This window comes from Chelatococcus reniformis (assembly GCF_014640075.1).
Classification (GTDB): Bacteria; Pseudomonadota; Alphaproteobacteria; order Rhizobiales; family Beijerinckiaceae; genus Camelimonas; species Camelimonas reniformis.
This window is the reverse complement of sequence record NZ_BMGG01000007.1, coordinates 199,142-220,385: the sequence shown is the minus strand read 5'-3', so window position 1 is coordinate 220,385 and position 21,244 is coordinate 199,142. Positions and strand designations below refer to the sequence as shown.

The 21,244-nt window shown below is 65.7% G+C and carries 19 protein-coding genes and 2 pseudogenes; 9 read left to right on the top strand and 12 right to left on the bottom strand.

What is annotated here, in order from left to right; all coding sequences use genetic code 11:
- Positions 1-21: 21 nt before the first annotated feature.
- On the bottom strand, positions 22-1,527 hold the full coding sequence (locus IEW34_RS19810; protein WP_188610948.1) for a class I adenylate-forming enzyme family protein: 1,506 nt from the start codon (positions 1,525-1,527) through the stop codon (positions 22-24).
- A 303-nt stretch (positions 1,528-1,830) separates the two neighbouring features.
- On the opposite strand from IEW34_RS19810, the gene IEW34_RS19805 reads away from it, so the two are divergent.
- The 4 genes from IEW34_RS19805 to IEW34_RS19790 all read left to right on the top strand — a co-directional run bounded on the left by IEW34_RS19805 (position 1,831) and on the right by IEW34_RS19790 (position 6,066).
- The gene (locus IEW34_RS19805) at positions 1,831-3,063 is read left to right on the top strand and encodes an acyl-CoA dehydrogenase family protein (RefSeq protein ID WP_188610947.1); all 1,233 of its coding nucleotides are present in this window, start codon (positions 1,831-1,833) and stop codon (positions 3,061-3,063) included.
- 62 nt (positions 3,064-3,125) lie between these two features.
- Positions 3,126-3,806, top strand: a complete 681-nt coding sequence (locus tag IEW34_RS19800; RefSeq protein WP_188610946.1) for a TetR/AcrR family transcriptional regulator — start codon at positions 3,126-3,128, stop codon at positions 3,804-3,806.
- A 381-nt stretch (positions 3,807-4,187) separates the two neighbouring features.
- Complete coding sequence (locus IEW34_RS19795; protein WP_188610945.1) at positions 4,188-4,961, top strand: SDR family NAD(P)-dependent oxidoreductase; 774 nt, start codon at positions 4,188-4,190, stop codon at positions 4,959-4,961.
- 301 nt (positions 4,962-5,262) lie between these two features.
- Entirely contained in the window at positions 5,263-6,066 is an 804-nt protein-coding gene (locus tag IEW34_RS19790; protein ID WP_188610944.1) for an enoyl-CoA hydratase-related protein, read from the top strand.
- Positions 6,067-6,166: 100 nt separating this feature from the next.
- Here the strand turns inward: IEW34_RS19790 and IEW34_RS19785 are convergent, their stop codons facing one another.
- Positions 6,167-7,081, bottom strand: a complete 915-nt coding sequence (locus tag IEW34_RS19785; protein WP_188610943.1) for a nitrilase family protein — start codon at positions 7,079-7,081, stop codon at positions 6,167-6,169.
- Between the two features lie 122 nt (positions 7,082-7,203).
- Between IEW34_RS19785 and IEW34_RS19780 the strand changes: the two genes are divergently transcribed.
- A complete protein-coding gene (locus IEW34_RS19780) occupies positions 7,204-7,641 on the top strand; it encodes a winged helix-turn-helix transcriptional regulator (RefSeq protein WP_188610942.1) in 438 nt (145 codons plus the stop codon).
- 173 nt (positions 7,642-7,814) lie between these two features.
- Here the strand turns inward: IEW34_RS19780 and IEW34_RS19775 are convergent, their stop codons facing one another.
- The 6 genes and pseudogenes from IEW34_RS19775 to IEW34_RS19750 form a co-directional block, all read right to left on the bottom strand.
- A complete protein-coding gene (locus IEW34_RS19775) occupies positions 7,815-8,504 on the bottom strand; it encodes a response regulator transcription factor (protein ID WP_188611163.1) in 690 nt (229 codons plus the stop codon).
- The gene (locus IEW34_RS19770) at positions 8,494-8,883 is read right to left on the bottom strand and encodes a response regulator (RefSeq protein ID WP_188610941.1); all 390 of its coding nucleotides are present in this window, start codon (positions 8,881-8,883) and stop codon (positions 8,494-8,496) included. Before IEW34_RS19770 ends, IEW34_RS19775 begins: the two co-directional genes overlap by 11 nt.
- On the bottom strand, positions 8,880-9,527 hold the full coding sequence (locus IEW34_RS19765; protein ID WP_188610940.1) for a response regulator transcription factor: 648 nt from the start codon (positions 9,525-9,527) through the stop codon (positions 8,880-8,882). Before IEW34_RS19765 ends, IEW34_RS19770 begins: the two co-directional genes overlap by 4 nt.
- Positions 9,524-11,407, bottom strand: a pseudogene (locus tag IEW34_RS19760) (PAS domain-containing protein); the annotation flags it as partial. The pseudogene IEW34_RS19760 and the gene IEW34_RS19765, both read right to left, overlap by 4 nt.
- A gap of 954 nt (positions 11,408-12,361) precedes the next feature.
- Positions 12,362-13,111: a sulfite exporter TauE/SafE family protein gene (locus IEW34_RS19755; RefSeq protein WP_188610938.1), complete on the bottom strand. Its 750-nt coding sequence runs from the start codon at positions 13,109-13,111 to the stop codon at positions 12,362-12,364.
- Between the two features lie 78 nt (positions 13,112-13,189).
- On the bottom strand, positions 13,190-14,080 hold the full coding sequence (locus tag IEW34_RS19750) for an EamA family transporter (RefSeq protein WP_188610937.1): 891 nt from the start codon (positions 14,078-14,080) through the stop codon (positions 13,190-13,192).
- Between the two features lie 203 nt (positions 14,081-14,283).
- On the opposite strand from IEW34_RS19750, the gene IEW34_RS19745 reads away from it, so the two are divergent.
- On the top strand, positions 14,284-14,871 hold the full coding sequence (locus IEW34_RS19745) for a TetR/AcrR family transcriptional regulator (protein ID WP_188610936.1): 588 nt from the start codon (positions 14,284-14,286) through the stop codon (positions 14,869-14,871).
- A gap of 74 nt (positions 14,872-14,945) precedes the next feature.
- Here the strand turns inward: IEW34_RS19745 and IEW34_RS19740 are convergent, their stop codons facing one another.
- A complete protein-coding gene (locus tag IEW34_RS19740) occupies positions 14,946-15,809 on the bottom strand; it encodes a DMT family transporter (protein WP_188610935.1) in 864 nt (287 codons plus the stop codon).
- Positions 15,810-15,916: 107 nt separating this feature from the next.
- On the opposite strand from IEW34_RS19740, the gene IEW34_RS19735 reads away from it, so the two are divergent.
- On the top strand, positions 15,917-17,383 hold the full coding sequence (locus IEW34_RS19735) for an aminotransferase-like domain-containing protein (RefSeq protein ID WP_188610934.1): 1,467 nt from the start codon (positions 15,917-15,919) through the stop codon (positions 17,381-17,383).
- Here IEW34_RS19735 and IEW34_RS19730 read toward each other — a convergent pair.
- Genes IEW34_RS19730 through IEW34_RS19720 form a run of 3 tightly spaced genes read right to left on the bottom strand, consistent with a single transcriptional unit; the run spans position 17,341 to position 19,630 of the window.
- Positions 17,341-18,549, bottom strand: a complete 1,209-nt coding sequence (locus IEW34_RS19730; protein ID WP_188610933.1) for a serine hydrolase — start codon at positions 18,547-18,549, stop codon at positions 17,341-17,343. The genes IEW34_RS19735 and IEW34_RS19730 overlap by 43 nt on opposite strands.
- Before the next feature lie 10 nt (positions 18,550-18,559).
- Positions 18,560-18,817: a hypothetical protein gene (locus IEW34_RS19725; protein ID WP_188610932.1), complete on the bottom strand. Its 258-nt coding sequence runs from the start codon at positions 18,815-18,817 to the stop codon at positions 18,560-18,562.
- A gap of 39 nt (positions 18,818-18,856) precedes the next feature.
- Positions 18,857-19,630, bottom strand: a complete 774-nt coding sequence (locus IEW34_RS19720) for an SDR family oxidoreductase (protein ID WP_188610931.1) — start codon at positions 19,628-19,630, stop codon at positions 18,857-18,859.
- Positions 19,631-19,774: 144 nt separating this feature from the next.
- Between IEW34_RS19720 and IEW34_RS19715 the strand changes: the two are divergent.
- Both IEW34_RS19715 and IEW34_RS19710 read left to right on the top strand, forming a co-directional pair.
- Positions 19,775-20,723 (top strand): annotated as a pseudogene (locus IEW34_RS19715) (LysR family transcriptional regulator).
- Positions 20,724-20,910: 187 nt separating this feature from the next.
- On the top strand, positions 20,911-21,156 hold the full coding sequence (locus IEW34_RS19710; RefSeq protein ID WP_188610930.1) for a hypothetical protein: 246 nt from the start codon (positions 20,911-20,913) through the stop codon (positions 21,154-21,156).
- The last annotated feature ends 88 nt before the right edge of the window (positions 21,157-21,244 follow it).

The window sequence follows — 21,244 nt, the reverse complement described above, 5'->3', positions numbered from 1 at the left end:
TGTAGGGGGCGGGGGTGGCGCTCAGAGAGCCTCGCCAAACAGCCGATCGCGCAACACCCGCTTGAGGATTTTGCCGGTCGGGCCGCGCGGCAGATCGTCAACGACGATGAACTCTTGTGGCACCTTGTAGGAAGCGAGGTTCTTTTCGCAGTAAGCGCGAAGAACAGATAGGTCCAACTTTTTGCCCTCTCGGGCAGTCACGAAAGCGACAATGCGTTCCCCGAAGCGTATATCTGGACCGCCGACGATCGCCGATTCTAGAATATCTTCGCTACGCATTACAATTTCCTCTACCTCTGCCGGGTAGATCTTGGCACCGCCTCGGATAATCATGTCTTTCTTGCGGCCAGAGATGTATAGGTAGCCATCCTGGTCGCGCCAGCCGAGGTCGCCGCTATGGATCCAGCCGTCGCGCAGCGTCTCCGCCGTTTCCGCGGGCCTTTTGAGATAGCCAGTCATGTTCTTGGGGCTGAGATAGACCAACTCTCCCACCTCGTGCAGCCCGACCTCGTTGCCGGCGTTGTCGAGCACGCGCACCACGCAACCCTCTAGCGGTTTTCCGATCGATTCCGGCCGGCCCGAGCCTGACGGGTCGAAGCCCGTGACAGGCGTGCCCTCCGACATGCCCCAGCCGCTCAGGACGTGCTTGCCGAACAGAGCATGGAACCGCTCCGCCACCGCCCAGGGCAGCGGCGCGCCGGCCGAGATGCAGATCCGTAGCGAAGACAGGTCGATTAGGTTCTTTTCGGCGAATTCGCAGGCCATGACATACATGGTCGGCACCCAGAAAATGACGGTGCCGCGATAGCGCAATATCGCGGTCAGAGCATTTTGGGGATGGAAGCGCTCCTGTATGACCAGCGTCCCGCCAGCGCCCAGGTGACTGCCGGCGGCCAAGGTGGAATGGAGGATGAAGGCGAACGAGCCGGTGATCACCACCGTGTCCGCTGGCGACAGGCCCAGCCACCGCGCCGTGCTCTCATACGTGGACAAGGTCGATCGGTGTGGCATGACCGCGCCCTTCGGCCGGCCAGTCGTGCCGGAGGTGTAGTAGATAATGGAGGGGTCCTCCGGTGCCACCGCGACTGGCGCGAAATCTTGGGCGGGAGGACCGGCGTAGCGGTCCCAGTCCGACGCAGCTCTGGAATCGGACGGGAGACTGACGACCTTCGGGTGGTGGGACGCAGCAGCAAGATTTTGCCTCAACGCGTCGTCAACGAAGATCACCGCCGGTGCGCTGTCATCGACGATGTAAGCGATCTCATTGGGTGTGAGCGCCGGGTTGATCGGTACAATCACGGCGCCGACCGCAAGAATCGCGAAATAGCACGCGAGCCATTCCGGCTTGTTACCCGCGAGGATGGCCACTCGATCGCCGGGCGCCACACCGGCGTCTGCCAAGATGGCGACCCCCTTTCGGGCGAGCAAATCAAACGCCACGCGGCCCATGGGTCGGTCGCGGAAATACAACACGGGCCGATCATCATACAGGCGCGCGGAACGGCGAAGGATGTCGGCGGCATTCATGAGCTGTCTCCCCGGAACCGTAGCAATGTGTTCGTTCGGTCCGCCGTCGCGCCCAGCCGAAATTGCGAAGCTGACGCGATCAGCCGCTGTGGATGCACCCCTAGCAAAAAAAAATCGGCTTGCAAACAATTATGATTGATGGCTCATCCCTCATATTAGGTCGTTGCCGAGCGCTCTCCGACGCTTCGCCCTTGATAAGAGCTGACCAAGCGCTCGGTTCATTAGTGTCGGAGCGATTGACGTCGATGCCGACCTTAACATAGATGATTTATGAACCAGTCGTCATTTATATGGAGACAGCCTATGGCCGAACTTTCCGCCTTGCGGGGCGGGTTAACGCGCTCCGTCGATGCGCCCCGACCTCCGGATACCCTGAGCAGCCGGCCCCGGTTCACAGAGGATCAACTGGCTATTCGTGACCTGACCCGGCGTTTTGTCCGCAATGAAATTGTCCCTCACGCGGTGGCCTGGGATCAGGCGGAAGCGGCGCCAGCGCACATTTGGCGAAAACTCGGCGAACTCGGGTTACATGGCGTTTGTGCGCCTGCGGAGTTGGGCGGATCCGATATGGGAGTCGTTGCTTGGGCGTTGGTGGTCGAGGAGCTCGCCTACGGCGACTGTGCAATTGCCAACCAGATCGGAGGAGTCTCCTTTCCCTTCGTTGCCAAGCTCGTGCAGCATGGGACCGAGCGACAGAAACAAGAGTTTCTGCGGCCGGTGGTGGAGGGACGTCACTACATCGCGCTCCTGCTGAGTGAACCGGATGTAGGCTCCGACCTTTCCAACCTGAAGACGCGAGCGGTCCGCAAGGGCGACCGCTGGGTGGTCGACGGACACAAGATCTTCATTTCGGGCGGCAGCTCGGCTGGCGCGGCGATTCTTCTGGCAAGCACCGACCCATCCGCCGGCAAACGCGGCCTGACGGCATTCCTCATAAAGCCCCACATGCCAGGTTACACCGTACTTCGGCGCGAAAAAAAGCTCGGCCATCGCATTATGGACATCTGCCAAATTGCTCTGGAGGGGCTGGAGCTCACCGACGAGGACGTGCTCGGCCCCGTCGGTGACGGCTACCGCATCATCCTTGAGGGTCTCGACACCAACCGGATTGGCGTCGCGGCCCAGGCGGTGGGCGTCGCTCAAGCCGGGTACGACCAAGCGCTTGGCCACGCGCGGACGCGGAAGAGCTTCGGCAAATTTCTGATCGAGCATCAGGCGATCGGCTTCTTGCTTGCCGACATGGGCACACGCATCGAGGCGGCACGCCAACTCTATCACCACGCGGCGCGCCTGAAAGAGGAAGGGTTTAGCCGCGTTAAGGAGGCGTCGATGGCCAAACTTTTTGCCGCCGAAACCGCGGAATTCGTGTGCAGCTCGGCTCTACAGATTTTTGGCGGTGCCGGCTATCTGCAGGGCTCAGTCGTCGAGAAGCTATACCGAGACCAGCGGGTGCTGCAGATCTACGAGGGCACCAACGAGGTGCTCAAGATGATCATTCAGCGCGACCTGATCGCGAACGGTTCGGCTCTCAGCTGAATTCGTGGACGCTACAGAAGGGGCCCGCGCCTTGCAATGCGTTGCCAGCAGGTGTGTCCGCCATGGTAGAAGTGCGCTATCGGGAATCGACAGGCGAGCTTCAAATGGCGGGCGGACGTGCGGGCGTGAGGACGGGGACGAGGCCAAGGCGCCTCTCCAGGGAAGAGAAAGCTGTCCGAACCGAGCAACTGCTGATCGAAGCCGCGGCTGAGATGGTCGGCAAATACGGTTATGCCGAGGCTTCGATCTCGCGAATTACTGAGGCCGCCAACGTCGCCCAGGGCACATTCTACAACTACTTCGAAACGCGCCAAGCCATCCTCGATCTGTTGCCCCCGCGCTATGCCCAGAAAATGAACGAGTATATCGCCTCGCGCATGGAGCCGGGTCTCTGCGGGGTGGATCGAGAAGTGCGGCGGCTCGAGGCGTTTTTCGATTTTTTTCGCGAGACAAAGGAAAGCGCCCGACTGGTCAACGAGGCCACCGTGATGGCACCCGAAGGCTTCGCTCGCTTCGGGGTGATCGTGCGTAAGGGCTACATCCGCGCCCTAGAGCGCAGCATGGAGCGCGGAGAGATCGAGCGCATGGATCCCAAGGAATTGGGGGACGTGGCCGACCTCCTGATCTCGATCCGTAACGGATTGTCGCATATGATGTTGAGCGCCGAAGGCAATCGCAAGCGTGTGCCGAAGCGATTTTTTGACAGCTATCGAAAGTTCGTAGCCAAAGCCCTGTTTCGATAGCGCGGCATAGGCTGATTGCCGCCTTACTCCTCCCGTTCGTGCGCCACGTCCTACGGCCGACGCTTACGACAATGAATAGTGAGCCGTAAGTCATTTTTTGTTGACCCTCGAGACTTCCTAACTTAATGTGCGCATTAATTGTATAACTCCGGGTCTCGTGAGGTCGCAATTCGCTAAAGCGCTTCGGGACGACCCAGACAACCTCAACGATTGGAACAGTCGCGCCAATGGGCCGGCCGGGCGAGCCCGACGAGATCGCGAGGGCTGCAGCTTTCCCGGCATACGAGCCTCCAACTTCATGGCCGGACAAGTGGTAGTGATCGACGGCCGCATGACCGTGACCTGATCGGCCGTTGGACGATAACTGTTTTGGAGAGAGTCATGCGTGGATTGAAGGGGCGGGCCGCCATCGTGACGGGCGGCGGCAGCGGCATTGGCGAGGCGATCTGCCATCGCCTCGTCGATGAAGGCGTAAAGATCTCGATTCTTGATCGGAACGTCGAGGGCGCCGATCGCGTGGCTGGCGCGCTCAGGGCGGCCGGTGGCGATGCCCGTTTCGATGGCGTCGACATTTCTGACTATGCCGCCGTGCAACGCTGCGTCGCTCGGGCCGAGGCGGCCCTAGGGCCGACCGAGATCCTCATCAACTGCGCCGGCTGGGACAAGGTGGTGAACTTCGCCAGCTCGACCGTTGAGTTGCACGATCAGGTAATTGCTATCAACCTCAAAGGTCCGGTCAATGTCATGCATCAGGTCGCGCCGGGCATGGCCGAGCGGAAGTATGGCCGGGTGGTGTCCATATCGTCTGACGCCGGGCGTGTCGGTTCTTCGGGCCAAGCTGTGTATTCTGCCTGCAAAGCCGGTGTTATTGCCATGTCGAAGACTTTGGCGCGCGAGTTCGCCCGAAGCGGCGTGACCTTTAATGCCGTCGCGCCCGGCCCGACCAAGACACCTATGATGGATGCGGCGCTCGACGACGGCGACAGCGCCGAGGCGCAGACGATTCTCAACCGGATGATCGCGGCTGTCCCCCTGAAGCGCATCGGTCTGCCTGAGGACGTGGCCGGGATCGTGGCCTTCCTGGCCAGCGACGAAGCAAGCTTCATCACCGGCCAGGTCGTCAGCGTGTCCGGTGGCCTGACGATGCATGGCTGAAGCGCTTTCGAGCGAAGTGGACGCCGGTTCGCGTGAAGAAGAAAGCGCGACAAGTCAAACAGATAGAGCATTTCAGCGATTCGAAGAAACGCGGAAATGCGCTAGAGCATGATTCCGGTCTGAAGGGACACGCTCGCCAAATACGGGATCCGCTTTGCCCACAAGATTGCGCTCCATGCTTTGGATCCAGGCGCGACCTCTTATCCGCGATATGTGTCTGTCTTACGGAAACGCGGTCGAGCGCAACGAGGCAGCCTGGTCCGCAACCGAATTGGTTTGTTCATGATCCACGAGGAAGCTCATGCCATCGTCGGCAGCGAATAAAGGGGTCGTCGACGCCACGTTGAGCGGTCGCGTCTATACAGTCGTGCTCAATTGGCCCGAGAAGCGAAACGCCATGTGCCTCGACATGTGGCTGTCGCTACCGGCAATCATGGAACGCGCCCGAGCCGACCGGCGAATCGCCGCCATTGTGATTCGCGGCGCCGGCGAGCAGGCGTTTGCCGCAGGTGCGGATTTGGACGAGTTGCGGGATTGCCTCGGCGTACACGAGAGGGCGGAAGCCTTCATGGCGGCCGTCGAGGCGGCGACCGAATCGATCGCCTCTTGTGCCGTACCGACGATCTCGCGCATCCGCGGTTTTTGCATCGGGGCGGGCGTCGAGATCGCTCTGGCCTGCGACATTCGCATCGCGTCGAACGACAGCGTGTTTGCGGCCCCGCCTGCCAAGCTTGGAGCCAACTACAGCTATTCATCCACGCGCCGGCTGGTCCAGCTGGTCGGCCCGGGGCAGGCTCGAGATATGTTGTTCACCGGCCGTAGATTGATCGCCGAGGACGCCTTACGTATTGGCTTACTGGACAGGCTTGTTTCGCCAGACGATCTCGATCGAGAAGTCGAGCTATATCTAGAAACGCTACTGACGAATTCAGCATACTCCATCTGGTTGGCCAAGCAGAGCCTGCGCGCCGTTGCAGATGGCGAGATGCGCGAAAGCGAAGTCATTCGCGCACTGCGAGTGGACGGCTTTATGCATCCGGATCTGCGCGAGGGAGTGACCTCGTTCTTCCAGCGGCGACCGCCAAATTTCGCTGCGCGAAGATAGAGAAGAGCAAGACGCTGGAGGTGGATCGGCTGAAGCTGCAACAAGACATCGATCCCGTGCGCAACGCGAAGGCAGCACAGTTGCGCGCGAAGCGTTGAGATCAGCGCGGCAGGGCCGGCCCGCCGCGATAGCCGAGCATCTGATCGTAGAGATCGATGCGGCGATCCCGCAGGAGATCGTTGAGCTGGTTCCAAATGGGCGCCGTCCGCGCCTGGACGAGGTCGATGTCGGCGTAGAGGATCACGTCCTCGTCGGGCCCGGCGATCCGGCCGATCGGCCAGCCCGTCGTGTTGGCGATCAGCGAGTTGCCCATGAAGCCGGCCCCGCGCTCGATGCCAATCCGGTCAGCGGTGGCGATGAAGACGTTGTTCGAGTGGGCGGCTGCCATGGTGAGATAGGCGGCCATGCAAACGCCACTCGCATCATAGAGCGGCGGCGGGGTCCAGACCCAGCCCGTCGGGACGCAGATGATGTCGGCGCCCTGCTGCGCAACAAGACGCGCCGTCTCAGGGAACCAGATATCCCAGCACACCAGCAGGCCAATCCGTCCGATCGGGGTCTCGAACACGGGAAAGCCCAGGTCGCCAGGCGTGAAGAACAGCTTCTCCTCGTTCCAAAGATGCGTCTTGCGATACTTGCCAATGACGCCGTCCGGGCCGATGAGGATCGCCGTGTCGAACAGCCGGACGCCGTCGCGTTCGGGCAGGCAGCCCACGATATAGACGCCGCGCTCGCGGGCGAAGGCCTCCCAGCGCTCGACCGTCGGGCCAGGCAGTTCTTCGGCATGGGCGAAGGCCTCCGCGCGGTTCTTGAAGCAGTAGCCGGTGGTCGCAAGTTCCGGCAGCACGATCAGATTCGCGCCAGCGTCGGCAGCCTGGGCGAGGCGCACATCCACCGCGGCCGCATTCGCAGCGAGGTTCTTCACCCCAACCTGGGGATCGAACTGAATCACGGCGACGCGGGCGGGACTTCGGCGAACGTCGGGATCGGAGGTGGCGACAGGCTCACGGATCATTTTGCATCTCGGATTGGAACTAAGTTCGATAATCGAACCATTTGCGTCGCGGCATGTCTAGTCTTATTTTAGAACCATGAAGAGGCACCGCCTGGCATGGCGGGGCAGCACGAGAGGGAGCGATGAAGAGAACGCGCCTGGAGGAGGAGGAATGCCCGGTGGCGCGGGCGCTCGATGCCATAGGCGACTGGTGGTCGCTGCTCATCATCCGCGACGCGTTCGACGGCATGACGCGCTTTGGCCAATTCCAGAAGAGCCTCGACATCTCGCGCGGGATCCTCGCGACGCGCTTGAAGCACCTGGTGTCGGTCGGCGTGCTCGCGACGACACCGGTCGGTGGCTTCAAGGAGTACCGGCTGACCGAGAAGGGACGAAAGCTCTTCCTCGTCGTGGTGAGCCTGCGGCAATGGGGCGAGGATCACTGCTTCCGCAAGGGCGAGAAGCGGTCGGCGCTGGTCGAGACCGGGAGTGGACGGCCGATCCGGCGACTCGAGCTCCATGCCCATGACGGCGATGTTCTGGCACCGGACGCAACGACCGTGCGCAAGGTCGCAGAATAGGAGACAGAGGCCGGACGATACTTTGCCGGCGACGGTTCACGCACGGCGGTCCGTCCCGCGCGGTCGGTCCACATGGGACAAGCATCCATGCTGCCTGCCTGCCGCGCGTGACGACCGATGGGACCCGGCCGGGTTCCGCCGTGCGCCTCCAGCAAGGATTGGAACTCGACGGATCAGTGACGACCAGACCCCATCACCGCGGGCAACATTTCCCATGTGCGGATCAGCTCACCGATGGAGGTGATCTGCATTTTGCGCATGCCATTGCTGCGATGCAGCTTGACGGTTACCTCGCTGATGCCAAGCTGGAAGGCAATCTGCTTGTTGAGCTGCCCGCGCACCACTTCGTGCAGAACCTCATGCTCGCGTGGCGTCAGCTTCTCAAGGCGTTCGACATGGCGTCTGACGACCAAGGCTTGCGCCCGCCGCGCGGCATCCATCGCAAGAGCTCCCGCCACGGCGTCGAGGAGCGTCTGGTCCCGCACCGGCTTGGTGAGGAAATCCACGGCGCCGGCCTTCATCGCCTGCACCGTCATGGGGATATCACCGTGCCCGGTCAGAAAGATGATCGGCTTGGGGTTGGCGTTCTCAGCCAGATGATGCTGCAGGTCGAGACCGCTCGCTCCGGGCATGCGCACATCGAGGATCAAGCAGCCGGGGCTGTCCAACACTCCCGCGTCGAGCAGTTCCTGCGTCGAGCCGAAGCAGATCGGCTGCAGGCTTGCAGACAGGATCAGCTCCGACAGCGCCTCCCGAACCGAGGCGTCGTCATCAACAATGATGACGAGCGGCTCGTCCGTCTCTCTCCTTCGCCCATCCGCAAGCGGCGCCGGCTTCCGCAGGAACGGTCCGTCAACTCTCATGCCGCCCATCCGCGTCTCGCTCAAGCAAGGCCTCACCAATGGCTGCAAGGAGGGCCTGCGCGTCGAAGGGTTTGCGAAAAAACCCGCTGATCCCCTGCGCCCGCCCCTGATCGGCGATCTCGTGGCGGCCGGTGATCAGGAACACCGGCAGCTCCGGATGCGCTTTCCTCACAAGGTCACGCAGTTCAAAGCCGTCGGTGCCCGGCATTCCGATATCGGTGATGAGCACATCCAGGCCCGACAGCCCGCTCATGAGCAACGATTGCGCTGACGAGAAGCTGCGCGTGGCAAATCCGGCGGAATCCAGAAGATCCTCCAGCGACTCCAGGAGCCTTGGATCATCATCGACGATCGCCACCACGGGTCTGTCCCTGCTCACGTTGCACTCCCTCCCGCTCGGCGCGAGTGGGTGATTGGTATGTCCAGTCTTTCCGCGATGCGCACGAGATCGGCTAACGATGCTGCCGCCATCTTGTGCATCACGTTTCTTCTGTGGATCTGAAGCGTGACCTCGCTGATGCCCAGCTCCCCTGCGGCCTGCTTGTTGAGCAGGCCGCTCACCACCAGCGGCAGCACCTCACGTTCGCGTGGCGTCAGCTCGAGATAGCGCTGCCTCAATGCCACCCGCTCAGCCCGTTCCGACCTCCTTTCGCGATCCTGCGCGATCGCCGCGTGGATCGCGGCCATCAGGTCGGCATCACTGAACGGCTTTGTGAGGAAATCCAGGGCGCCGCGCTTGATCGCACGTACCGAGGAGGGGATATCGCCATGGCCGGTTATGAAGACGATCGGCGGATGGTCGCCGTCCGCGATCTGCTTCTGCAGATCAAGGCCGTTGATGTCCGGCAGCTCGACATCGAGGATGAGGCAAGCAGGAGTGTCCGGCCTGTCAGCGCGGATATAGTCGCCGGCCGAGCCATAGGTGGCAACGCGCGTTCCATTTGCCTCCAACAACTCGCTCAGTGCTTCGCGGATCCGTTCATCATCATCTACGATGTAGACAATGTAGCTGTCGTTGCTCATGGCGTGGCTTTCACTTCGATCGGAAGCGTGAAGATGAGCTTCGCCCCATGAGGTTCATTTTTCTCCGCCCACAACCGCCCTGCGTGGGATTCGACAATAGAACGGCAGATTGCGAGGCCCATGCCCATCCCGTTCGGCTTCGTCGTAAAGAAAGGCTCGAACATTCCTTCCGGACGTTCGATTCCTCCGCCGCGATCGCTGATCTCCATCCGGATCGCCTTCCCTAGGCTGGACGCGCACAACCCGAGAACTCTGTCGCCGGCAGTCGCGTCCATCGCCTCCATGCCGTTGCGAAGGAGGTTGATCAGAACCTGCTGGATCTGGACGCGATCGAGCGCAACCGGCGGAAGGCCGCTCTCCACCTGGACGTCCAGACGCACGCCCCTTCGCGATGCCTCCTCGGCGACGAGGTCACGCACCTCGGCGATGACGTCGTCGAGCGGCGTGCAGATCCTGGCGCCCATGGACTGCCTGAACAGGGCGCGGATGCGACTGACGACGTCCGCGGCCGCATTCGCATCGCGTGTGATGCGTTCCACCGTTTTACGGGCCCGCTGAACGTTTGGGGGGTCCGCCGCGAGCCACCGCTGACAGGCGTGCGAGTTCGCTACGACGGCCGCTAGGGGCTGGTTGACTTCGTGAGCGATCGAGGCCGAGAGCTCGGCAAGGCTGGCCGCCTGGCTCTGGCGCGCCAGATTTTCCTGAGCGAGACGCAGGTCCTCCTGCGCACGCACGCCGTCGTCGATATCGATGGAGACGTGGTACCAATGCACGATCGTTCCATCCTGATCGCGCAGAGGCTCGCACCGGCCTTCCATCCAACGATAGGCGCCATCTAGGCAACGTCGGCGATACCGCATCACGAAGGGGGCGCCCGTCTGGAGGCAGCGCGCCGCCGTGCGCTGGACCTCGGCGCCGTCTTCGGGATGAACCAGCGCTTGCACCACTCTTGTGAAATCTTCGAAGTTGACTTCGGAGAGACCGAGATGCTCCAGGTAGCGCCTGCTGACGTAGGACAGCTTGCCCTCAGGCGTCCAGCTCCAGATGTGGACCGGTAACGCGTCGATCAGCTGTTGCAGTTCTCGTTCGCTTCGTCGTACCGCCTCTTCGGCGTGTAGTTGATCGTCTATGTCGTGAAAAAGTCCGTACCAATGGACGATGCATCCGCCTTGATCCCGCATGGGTTCCGCGCTGCCCGACATCCAGCGAAAAACCCCATCGCCGCGGCGCAGCCGCAACCTCATGGCGAAGCACTCGCCGGTGACGAGGCAACGCTGGAGCGCCTCCTCCACCCTGGCTGCATCATCGGGATGAACGACGGCCTCTACGAGGGCCGCCAGCCGGCTCATGCCCGGCCTGTCCGCATCCGCTACGCCCAGGCCAAGGAAGTCGATCAGACGCTTGTTGAAGAAGTTCGGCTCGCCGTCGCGAGACAGGCGCCAGAGATAGCTCGGAACCATGTCGACGAGTTGCGAGAGTTCCTGCTCCCGCTCGGCCAGCGCCTCCTGCGCGGACACCACGTCGTCGATATCGACACTCACGCCGTACCACCGGAGGATGCCGCCACGTCCGTCGTGCAGCGGCTCCGCTCGCGTCTCCGTCCAGCGATAGGCGCCGCCGCTCCGCAGCTGGCGGTATTTCATGGTGTAAGGGACACCCGTCGCGAGGGACCGGGCAAACGCCCGCGCTGCTGCTGGCCTGTCCTCCGAATGGACGACGCTCAGGCACAGGGTCCCGTCGGGCGCGGTGATGTCCGCAAGCGTCGCGCCGATGACGTCGGTGAACCGCTTGTTGACGTACGTCGGCGTGCCCTCACGCGTCGTGCTCCAGATCAGTGCGGGCACGGCGTCGATCAGTTGCCGGAGGTCCTGTTCCCGGTTGTCCGGCCCCCCAACCCTCAGGGACAGCCGGCCCTCGGACTCAGCGGCGCTGAGCGGTGTGGGCGCGGTGGCCGCGACGACGGCTCCGATGCAAAGCGCCACCGCGGAAAGTGCTGCCCACGATACGGCAAGATCACGCGTGTCGCCCGCATAGAGGAGGGCTGCAACGATCGACCCGGCACAGGCGATCGCCAGGGTGGCACTGAGAAGCCGAACCGCACGTCCTCGGGCATGGAGGTACAAGGCAGCGACCACGGCCAGGAGACCAAACGCGGCGCCCGTCAGGCAGACCGCAGCGATGCCGGCGACCGATGCCAGGATCCCGAGGGCCAACCGGTGCCGGGGAAGCGCGGCTATCATGCTGGGATGCTCCTGGTCGGAGGAAGAAAGCTTGGAGCGCTTGCCGCCCGGGCCAGGCCACCCGGGCGGCATGCGCTCCTGACCCGCGCCTTGAAGGGCTGCTACGTGATCGGATGATCCCCTGCGATCGGGAGACGCTCCAGGCACGGTCGGCTCTCCGTTCAGCGCCTCGACATGTGAATCTGTAGTTACGGCCTATCGTTTATCCCGTCATGGGTCCGGCCGCACCCTATGGAAATCCATGCATTGCTTGCCGCCCCGCGGCAGTCCCAAGGCCTCCGACGCGATCGAGAAAACAAAAGCCCGCACGTGACGCCTCGGCGACGCGCAGGCAGCATCGCTTCGCCATCGCGACGGATATCATCCTCCGGATCGGCAGCGACAAGTACGATCGATCCCGCTCATCGAGCAGGACCTTGCTCGTCACCACGGATAACATCGTCGGATAGGATAGCTCTTCCCGATATGGCTATGAGCCCGTTCGTCGCCGCACCGGCTGCTCGTCCGTAGGGGCGGCGGCCGCATAGTCAACCGGGTTCCTGACCCCCTGCGCCTATCCGAGCCATCGGCCCACCCGCGGGACGTCGCCGGACCTCAAAAGAACGGCCGCAAGGCCATCTCGGTGCCGAGCAGCAGCAGGCAGACAAGGAACCCGCGGCGGAAAGCCGCCGGGCTGATGCGCTCGCGGACATATTGGCCGGCCCACATGCCCGCAAGCGCGGGAACCACCGCCAGGACGGATAGCACGAGGTTGTCGGCCTGGATGGCGCCGCGCCCGGCGAGGCCGGCGGCCAAGGCGATGGTGGACACGGTGAAGGACAGCCCCAGCGCCTGCACCAGGTCGTCCTTCTCGAGCCCCAGCGCCTGGAGGTAGGGCACGGCGGGAATAACGAACACGCCGGTGCCGCCGGTGACCACGCCCGTCACCGCGCCGACGAGGGGCGACAGCCATGGCTCCCACCGGGCCGGTACGGCGAGCTGGCGTGCCAGCAGCGTGTAGCCGGCATAGATGATCAGCGCGCCGCCGAGAGCGGCGGTGGTGAGACCCGTATCACCGCTCGCGAGCCAGGAGGAGCCGAGCACCGTGCCCACGACGATCGCCAGCATCATCGGGAACAGCCTGCGGATGAGCGCGCCGAAGCTCGGACCGGCGAGAAGCTGCCAGACATTGGTCACGAACGACGGGACGATCAGCAGCCCGGCTGCGGCCAGCGGCGAGATGAGCGCGCCGAGCACGCCCATGGCCACCGTCGGCAGCCCCATGCCGGTCACGCCCTTGACGATGCCGGCGCCGAAGAAGGTCACAGCGACCGCGACGATGAGTTGCAGCGAGGAACCATACATGAGCCTCTGGTACGCCCTTCGTCGCCTGGCACAATGCGGATGATCCGTAGTCAGCCTTCGCCGCGGTCGAAGGCCGATTCACGAGCCCCGGCGCAAGCCGGTCGCCATGCCCAGCGTGACGAGAGCGAGGCCGACGAGGGTGACCGAGGTCGGGACCTCGCCAAGCAGAAGAAAGCCGCCCAGCGTCGTCAGCGCCGGCACGGCTGCGGTGGACATCGCCACATCCGAAGCGCCGAGCAGCACGATCGCGCGCGTATAGACGAAAACCGACAGGGCGCCGATCAGCACGCCCTGAAAGACGGCCTGAACCAGGAGATCGCGCCACTCGGCCTGGAACAGCATCTTCCCCGGCATCACGGCGTAGAGCGGCAGGAACACGATCGCCGACAAGCCGGCGACGATGGCGGCGGCGCGGACCGCCGGAAGCGCGAGCCGCTTCACGTAGAGCCCGTAGCCGGACCAGCACGCGGACGCGAGCAGCAGGCAGAGATCGCCGGCCAGCAGCGGGATCGACGCCTGGCGCAGCCCATCCCAGACCATCACGACGATGCCGGCGGCAATAGCCGTGAGGGCCATCCTCTGCCGCCGCTCGATCCGGCCGCCGAAGACCAGCCAGAGCAGCAAGGCGGTCGTCAGCGACAGCGTGCCGTGGATGAGGATCGCGCCGTGCGCCGCCGGCGCCAGGGCGAAGCCGGCATAGGCGAACAGCGCAAAGCCCAGCCCGCCCAGGACGGCGAGAACGGCAGCTTCACGCAGTTGCAGGCCGCTCAAGCCGTGCTTCAGCAGGATCGGGCAGAGCAGCAGACCCCCTACGCTAAAGCGCAGCGCGGCAATGTCCGGCAGGGTCAGCGCACTCGACAGCCCGAGCCGCGACACGAGAACGAAGCTCGCGAACAGGGCGACGACCGCGCAGGCATAGGCGATGCCGCGCGCGGATCGCCTTGCGGGCGTTACAGAGGCCAGGATCAATGCGCGAAACCTTCCTGCGGGAGCACCGGCAGCTCGGCCGAGTTCCCTGCCCACAGCAAGGCCGGAGCCCGGTCCCCGTCGTCAGCAAGCCTCCGCCGAGCACTTGATCGAGACGCGGCACGGATCCTCCGGACGGGAAAAGCCGGGCGACGATAGGTGCCGCCGTGCGTTGCGTATATTCACTGGTCGGTATACATCGCGACGTGACCAGTACGCCCCTTCCCACGCGCGAGCGTATCCTCCAGGCCGCCGGCAAGCTCTTTCACGGCGAGGGGATCAGGGCGGTGAGCGTCGATGCGGTGGCGGCGACCGCCGGCGTGACCAAGCGGACGCTCTACTACCATTTCCGCAGCAAGGACGACCTGATCGCCGCCTACCTGGAAACGCGCGACCAGCCGAACCTCCTGCTGTTCCAGCGATGGTTCGCCGAGAGCAAAGGGGATGTGGCCGACAAGCTCCAGGGCATCTTCCACAACCTCGCCCGCTCGGCGCGTCATCCCAAATGGAAGGGTTGCGGCTTCCAGCGCACGTCGGTCGAGTTGTTCAACCTGCCCGGCCACCCCGCCATCCTCGCCGGGCGGACGCACAAGAAGCGGATCGAGGACTGGCTTTGCGCGGTCTTCGACGCGGACGGCGCCGGCAAGGACGGCCGTGAGTTGGCGCGCCAGATCATGCTGCTGCTCGAGGGCGCCTTCGCGGTCGTCCTGCTCCACCGCGACGCCGCCTATATGGACACCGCCGGAGAGGCGGCGGCGACGCTGGTGCGTGCCGCGCGCGCCCCACGAGGCTGAGCACGCAACCGTCGCGCGGGCACCCCGGGCTCGGGAACGCCGCAGCCGCCGCGGGCGCGGCTCGTCGCCGATGATCAACGCGCGAAGGCGCGCGCTCCAGCCACGCAGGCGACGACGCCGAGGGTGACCGCCAGCATCGTTCCGCTCACCGCCTCGCCCAGCAGCATTGCCGCCAGGGCGAGGCCGAGGAAGGGCTGGAGCAGTTGCAACTGCCCGACCGCGGCGATGCCGCCGAGTGCCAGCCCCCGATACCAGAACACGAAGCCGAGCAGCATGCTGAACAGCGAGACGTAGGCGAGCCCGGTCCAGGCGCCCCGCCCCACGGCGTCGAACGACGCCGGCATGGTGAGCAGGGCGAGCGGCAGCATGACCGGCAGCGACAGCACGAGCGCCCACGAGATCACCTGCCAGCCGCCGAGCCGTCGCGACAGCCGCGCGCCGTCCGCGTAACCCAGCCCGCAGACGACGACAGCGGCCAGCATCAGGAGATTGCCGCGCGGCGTGGCCGCCACCCCCTGTGCGGCGGCATAGGCGACGACGAGGGCGCTGCCGAGGACCGAGAACAGCCAGAAGGCCGGGCGCGGCCGCTCGCCGCCACGCAGCACGCCGAAGGTCGCGGTCGACAATGGCAGCAGGCCGATGAAGACCACCGAATGGGCGGCGGGGACGTGCTGGAGGGCGAGCGCCGTCAGCAGCGGAAAGCCCACCACGACACCGAACGCGACGATGGCGAGCGACACGAGATCGCCTGCCGCCGGGAGCCGCTGACGCGCGACGGCGAGCAGCGCCAGCCCGAGAAGTCCGGCGATGGCCGCCCTGGCCCCGGTGAGGAACAGCGGCTCGAAGCCCATCACGGCGGCGCGGGTCGCGGGCAGCGAGCCCGAAAAGATCGCCATGCCGATGAAGCCGTTGATCCAGCCGCCCGCCGCCTTGTCCATCACGCACCTCCGCTCGTCCTGCCTCCTCTTGCGCGCGGCGACATGGCGCCTCTAGGGACAATCCAATACAATCTGAACGAACTGTTATGGTCACGTGAGCATTACGGATGAGAGATCATATCGCCTCCGGCCGGGCTGGGAGCCGAATCGACGCGGTGATGACCGCGATCACGGCGCGGATCGCGGCGCGCGCGCTCCTGCCGGGGGCGCGTCTGCCGTCGGTGCGCGCGCAGGCCAAGGCCATGGCGGTTTCGGTGTCGACCGTCGTGGAGGCCTACGAACGTCTGGCGGCGGAGGGGGCCATCCGTTCGCGGCCCGGCTCAGGCTTCTATGTGTCGGGGGCGGCCGTGCCCCTGGCCCTCGCCGAGATCGGCCCGAAGCGCGAGCGGGAGATCGACCCTCTGTGGATCTCCCGCCAGTCGCTGGAAGCGGGCGAGGAGGTGCTCAAGCCGGGCTGCGGCTGGCTGCCTGCCTCGTGGATGCACGAGGCGGGCCTGCGCCGCGGGCTGCGGGCGCTGGCACGGGCCGAGACCGCGACGATCACGGACTATGCGACGCCGCTCGGCCTGCCGGCGCTGCGCCGGCTGCTCGCGCGGCGCATGGCGGCATGTGGCATCGAGGCCGGCCCCGGCCAGATCATGCTGACCGACTGCGGCACCCAGGCGATCGACCTGATCTGCCGCTTCCTGCTCGAGCCGGGCGACACCGTGCTGCTCGACGATCCCTGCTACTTCAACTTCCACGCCCTCCTGAAGGCGCATCGTGCCAAGGTCGTGGGCGTGCCCTACACGCCGAGCGGGCCTGACGTCGACGCCTTCGAGGCGGCCCTGGCGGCCCATTCGCCCCGCCTCTACATCACCAATTCGGCGATCCACAATCCGACCGGCGCCGTGCTCTCCCCGGCGGTGGCGCACCGGCTGCTGACGCTCGCCGAGCGCGCGGGACTGGTGGTCGTCGAGGACGACATCTTTGCCGATTTCGAGCCGGCTCCGGCACCGCGCCTCGCGGCGTTCGACGGGCTGACGCGGGTCATCCACATCGGCAGCTTCTCGAAGACCCTGTCGGCATCGGTCCGTTGCGGCTACATCGCCGCGCCGCGCGAGTGGATCGACAGCCTCGCCGATCTCAAGATCGCGACGAGCTTCGGCGGCGGGCGGCTGGCGGCCGATCTCCTGTTGGCGGCGCTGACCGACGGCGGTTACCGCAAGCACATGGAAGCAGTCCGCCGCCGGCTGGCCGCCGCGCTGGACGAGACCGTCGGCCGGCTCGGGGCCCTCGGCATCACGCCCTGGCTTCTGCCGCGGGCCGGCATGTTCCTCTGGTGCCGGCTCCCCGACGGCGTCGACGCCGCGCGCCTCGCTCGCGCCTGCCTGCAGGAGGGCGTGGTGCTGGCACCCGGCAACGCCTTCAGCCAGTCGCAGACAGCAAGCGGCTTCCTGCGCTTCAACGTCGCCCAGTCCACGGATGCCAGGATCTTCGACGTCATCGGCCGCGCCTTGCGCGGCGGCACATCCGCGCCACCCGCCGGCCGTCAGTCCGACCGCCCAGCCAGCCGGGCGATCAGCCCGCGATAGGGAGCGATCAGCCGGCCCTCGTCGAGCGCGCCGTCACCGTTCCACGTCGCGACCACGCAGTGGACCCGGCCGTCCCGGCCGACGAGCCGGCTCGACAGGTTGAGCACGCCGACGTCGGATCCGCCCTTGTAGGCGACGGCCCGCCACTCGCCGCGGTCGGCAGGGCCGCTGTTGATGCCCACGCTCGGCAGATCGGCCGTCGCCTCGAGGAGGGCGCAGACCTCCCCCGCGGTCATGACCCAGGCGACCTCCGGCGTGGGCGCCGGGCTGAGCGCCTCCGGCCGCGGCAGCGGCGCAGCCGCGATGGCCTCCAGCAGCGCGCGGCGCCCGGCCCCATCGCCGTCCCGCCACTCCCTGCGCAGCCCCGCATGCTCCCCCGCCTTCAGGATGAAGAGCTCCCGCGTCGTCGCAAAGGGCGCATTGCGGGGCGACAAAGCCTCGACCGCTTCACGTCCGACCAGGCGGATCAGCGTGTCCGTCGCGGTGTTGTCGCTGATCGAAACCATCAGATGCGCGAGCGTCGCGACGGTGAGGGGCGTGCCCTCGGGCCAATCCTGCAGCTGGCCCGTCGGCAGCGACCGCCAGCCCGGATCGAGCTTCACCACCGCGTCCCAGGCAAGCCGCGCCTGCGCGACCGCGCGCTGGACGGCCGCCAGGATGGCGAGCTTGGCGGCCGAGCCGACGGCCAGGGGCGTCGATGCCTCGTGGGTCACGAGTTCGCGCCCGTCGGTGATGACCAGCACCGACGTGCGGCCAGGCAGCGCCCTGATCGCAGCCGCGAGGCTGTCGAGATCGCCCTCCGCCTCGGCCGCGCCGAACCAGAGACCGGCGATGCGCCCGTCGGCGTCAAGGCTGATACGCGCCGGTATGCGGGCGCGCGCGAAACGCAGGGTGAAGCCGTCGGCAGCGGCCTCGACCCCGCCGAGCGACCCGTGCTCGCGCCGCAAGGCGGCGACGATCTGTGTCACCTGCCCCGCCGGCAGGCGGGCCAGAAAGCCGGGCGCGAAGGCGGCTGCATCGGCCGCGGGCGCGGCGAAGAGCGCCGCGAGCGCCTGTTCCGGCCTCACCGCCTCCGCTCGCGCGGCCTGGCCGAACAGCAGAGCGACAGCCATCGCCACTGCCGCCGCAGCCCGCAGCATCCGCCGCAACGCGCTTCCATTGCTCATCTTGCTCCCATCACCGCGCCAGGCGCCAGAGCGCAGCGCCGGCGATCGACGCCGGCACGGCGGCGACGACCAAGAGTATCGGCAGTTCGTCGCGCACCGAATAGCCCGCGCGGTTCACCCCCACCCACATATTGGCGAGCGCCATGGCGAGCCAGACCGGAATGAAGGCCCCGGCGGCGACCGCCAGGCCCACATCCCACAGCCTGCCGAACAGCAGAAACAGGCCAAGCAGCACGATGCCGCCGCCGATCACCAAGGCCATGTGCATGCCGAGCCCCTCCCCGAAGACCCCCGCGTCGGGGGTAAGTCACTTGGTGGTGTAGCCGCCGTTGACGAGGATGGTCTGGCCGGTCATCCACCAGCCGTCCGAGACCAGCATGCGGATCCAAGGCACGATGTCCTCAATGTCGGTGAGACCGGTCTTGGAGGAGCTCGACAGCGCCGCCGCCGTCTTGTGATAGGCGACCGCGTCGGCCCCTTCGGCCGGATAGAAGAAGGGCGTGTCCATCGGGCCCGGGCCGATCGCCGTCACCGAGATGCCGCGCGCGCCCAGCTCCTTGGAGGCCGCCCTGGTGAAATGCTCCACCGGCGCCTTGGTGCCGGCGTAGGACGAATAGAACGGCGTGTAAGCGCCGAGCAGCGACGTGACCAGCGTCACGATCTTGCCGTTGTCGTTGATGTGCCTGCCCGCCTCCTTGAGGAAGAAGAAGGCGGCCTTGGCGTTGACCGCGCTCATCTCGTCGTAGTCGGCCTCGGAGATCTCGGCCATCGGCTTCTTCAGCACCTTGCCGACGGTGTTGACGGCAATGTCGGGGCGGCCGAGCGTCGCGACGGCATCGGCGAACAGCCTCTCCATGGCGCCGGCACTGGTAAGGTCGGCCTGGAACATCGCCGCTTCCGCGCCGGCCGCCTTGACGGCGGCCACGGTCTGCTCTGCATCCGCCCTGGTCGCCGCGCTGTTGTAGTGGACGGCGATCGCTTTGGCGCCATGGGCGGCGAGGTCGCGGGCGATCAGCCCGCCGAGATTCTTCGCGCCGCCAGCGATGATCGCGGTCTTGCCCTTGATGCTGTGATCGGCCATGGCGTCAGCCTCCTGTCCCGTCAGGCGGGCCGCTCCATGCGACCACGCTCGCGGCATTCCATAGCGCCTGGATTTGGCTGATAAAGACGAACATTCTGACATCACCTGTCAGATTTCCCGCATAATCCCAGGCGCTCGCTTCCCTTGGACCGTATCGACCTGTTCCGCATCTTCGTCCGCGTCGTCGATTGCGCGAGCTTCACCCGCGCCGCGGACACGCTCGGCCTGCCGCGCTCCTCGGTGTCGGCGGCCGTGCGGGAGTTGGAGGGCCGGGTCGGCGCGCGGCTGCTGCACCGCACGACCCGGAAGGTCTCGTGCACCCAGGACGGCGCGGCCTTCTACGAGCGCTGCCTTCGCCTCGTGGCCGAAGTGGAGGAGGCGGAAGGCCTGTTCCGCGAGGCCGCCGCCAAGCCCTCCGGGCGGCTGCGCATCGACGTTCCCGGCCGCATCGGCCGGCTGATCATTGCGCCGGCGCTGCCCGCGTTCTTGGAACTCTATCCCGAACTCGACATCGATCTGGGCGTCACCGACCGGGCAGTCAATCTCGTCGAGGACAGTGTCGACTGCGTGTTACGCGTGGGGCCGCTGGGCGATTCCGGGCTGATCGGCAGGCCCATCGGCCAGCTCACGCTCATCAACGTAGCGAGCCCCGCCTATCTGGAGCGCCATGGGGTGCCCGAGGCTCCCGAGGACCTCGGGAGCCACTGGGCCGTCAACTATGCCTCGCCCTCGAACGGCCGCGTCGAGGACTGGGAGTGGATCGAGGACGGCGTGGTCCGCACCGTCGCGCTACGCGGCCGTGTCACCGTCAACGGCGCCGAGACCTATATCGCCTGTTGCCGGGCTCGGCCTCATCCAGATTCCGGCCTACGACGTGCGGCAGCACCTGGCGGCGGGGGAGCTGATGGAGGTGTTGCCGGGCCACCGTGCGGCGCCGATGCCGATGACCCTGCTCTATCCGCACCGCCAGCACCTGTCCCGCCGACTTCAGGTCTTTGCCGACTGGCTCGAGGGCTTGCTGGGACGGGAGCTTCTCACCGACGGCACCACGTCGCCCGATGGTCCTGGCGTCTCCCCCGCCGACCCTGGCTAACCGACCGTCCTCCGTTGCGTCACGATGAGTCTCGCGACACCGCACCGCCCGACGATCACGCCAGAACAAACAGCGTAGATTTGAACTATTCTATTTATCTTGTGGCGCCGATGACTTGAGACGATCACGAGGAAAGCGTATCTGTGCTTGCGGATCGGCCGGGCTCCACGGTCGCGGGGCGCTGCAGATGGCTGAAATTTCGAAGCGCGAGGTCGTGGCGGCCATTGGGCCGGTGGACGATCTGATCGTCCGGGAGGCGTTGCGCACCGGAGCGAGCCAGATCGAGCTGCGCGACGCGCTGGCGTTCGCCGAGGGACCGTCGAACGCCGACGCCGACGCCTATCAGGCGCTCAGCGGCCGCATGCGGCGGCTCGTCGACCTGCTCAGCGTCGCCATCCACCTGCGCGGGACGCGGGCTCCGGGCCGCGCCTGAGGCCGCGATGGCAGGCTCCGGCGACGCTCGGCGCATACTCAGACTGGCCGCCTGGTGCGCGGCGGCCCTCGCCGTCCTCGCCGGCCAC

Bases quoted from the DNA above. Each gene is read 5' to 3' on its own strand.
- IEW34_RS19790 (WP_188610944.1), top strand. From the start codon at position 5,263: ATGCCATCGTCGGCAGCGAATAAAGGGGTCGTCGACGCCACGTTGAGC.
- IEW34_RS19755 (WP_188610938.1), bottom strand. From the start codon at position 13,111: ATGTATGGTTCCTCGCTGCAACTCATCGTCGCGGTCGCTGTGACCTTC.
- IEW34_RS19720 (WP_188610931.1), bottom strand. From the start codon at position 19,630: ATGGCCGATCACAGCATCAAGGGCAAGACCGCGATCATCGCTGGCGGC.
- IEW34_RS19795 (WP_188610945.1), top strand. From the start codon at position 4,188: ATGCGTGGATTGAAGGGGCGGGCCGCCATCGTGACGGGCGGCGGCAGC.
- IEW34_RS19735 (WP_188610934.1), top strand. From the start codon at position 15,917: ATGAGAGATCATATCGCCTCCGGCCGGGCTGGGAGCCGAATCGACGCG.
- IEW34_RS19730 (WP_188610933.1), bottom strand. From the start codon at position 18,549: ATGAGCAATGGAAGCGCGTTGCGGCGGATGCTGCGGGCTGCGGCGGCA.
- IEW34_RS19805 (WP_188610947.1), top strand. From the start codon at position 1,831: ATGGCCGAACTTTCCGCCTTGCGGGGCGGGTTAACGCGCTCCGTCGAT.
- IEW34_RS19800 (WP_188610946.1), top strand. From the start codon at position 3,126: ATGGTAGAAGTGCGCTATCGGGAATCGACAGGCGAGCTTCAAATGGCG.
- IEW34_RS19765 (WP_188610940.1), bottom strand. From the start codon at position 9,527: ATGAGCAACGACAGCTACATTGTCTACATCGTAGATGATGATGAACGG.
- IEW34_RS19775 (WP_188611163.1), bottom strand. From the start codon at position 8,504: ATGAGAGTTGACGGACCGTTCCTGCGGAAGCCGGCGCCGCTTGCGGAT.
- IEW34_RS19810 (WP_188610948.1), bottom strand. From the start codon at position 1,527: ATGAATGCCGCCGACATCCTTCGCCGTTCCGCGCGCCTGTATGATGAT.
- IEW34_RS19740 (WP_188610935.1), bottom strand. From the start codon at position 15,809: ATGGACAAGGCGGCGGGCGGCTGGATCAACGGCTTCATCGGCATGGCG.
- IEW34_RS19710 (WP_188610930.1), top strand. From the start codon at position 20,911: ATGGCTGAAATTTCGAAGCGCGAGGTCGTGGCGGCCATTGGGCCGGTG.
- IEW34_RS19780 (WP_188610942.1), top strand. From the start codon at position 7,204: ATGAAGAGAACGCGCCTGGAGGAGGAGGAATGCCCGGTGGCGCGGGCG.
- IEW34_RS19785 (WP_188610943.1), bottom strand. From the start codon at position 7,081: ATGATCCGTGAGCCTGTCGCCACCTCCGATCCCGACGTTCGCCGAAGT.
- IEW34_RS19725 (WP_188610932.1), bottom strand. From the start codon at position 18,817: ATGCACATGGCCTTGGTGATCGGCGGCGGCATCGTGCTGCTTGGCCTG.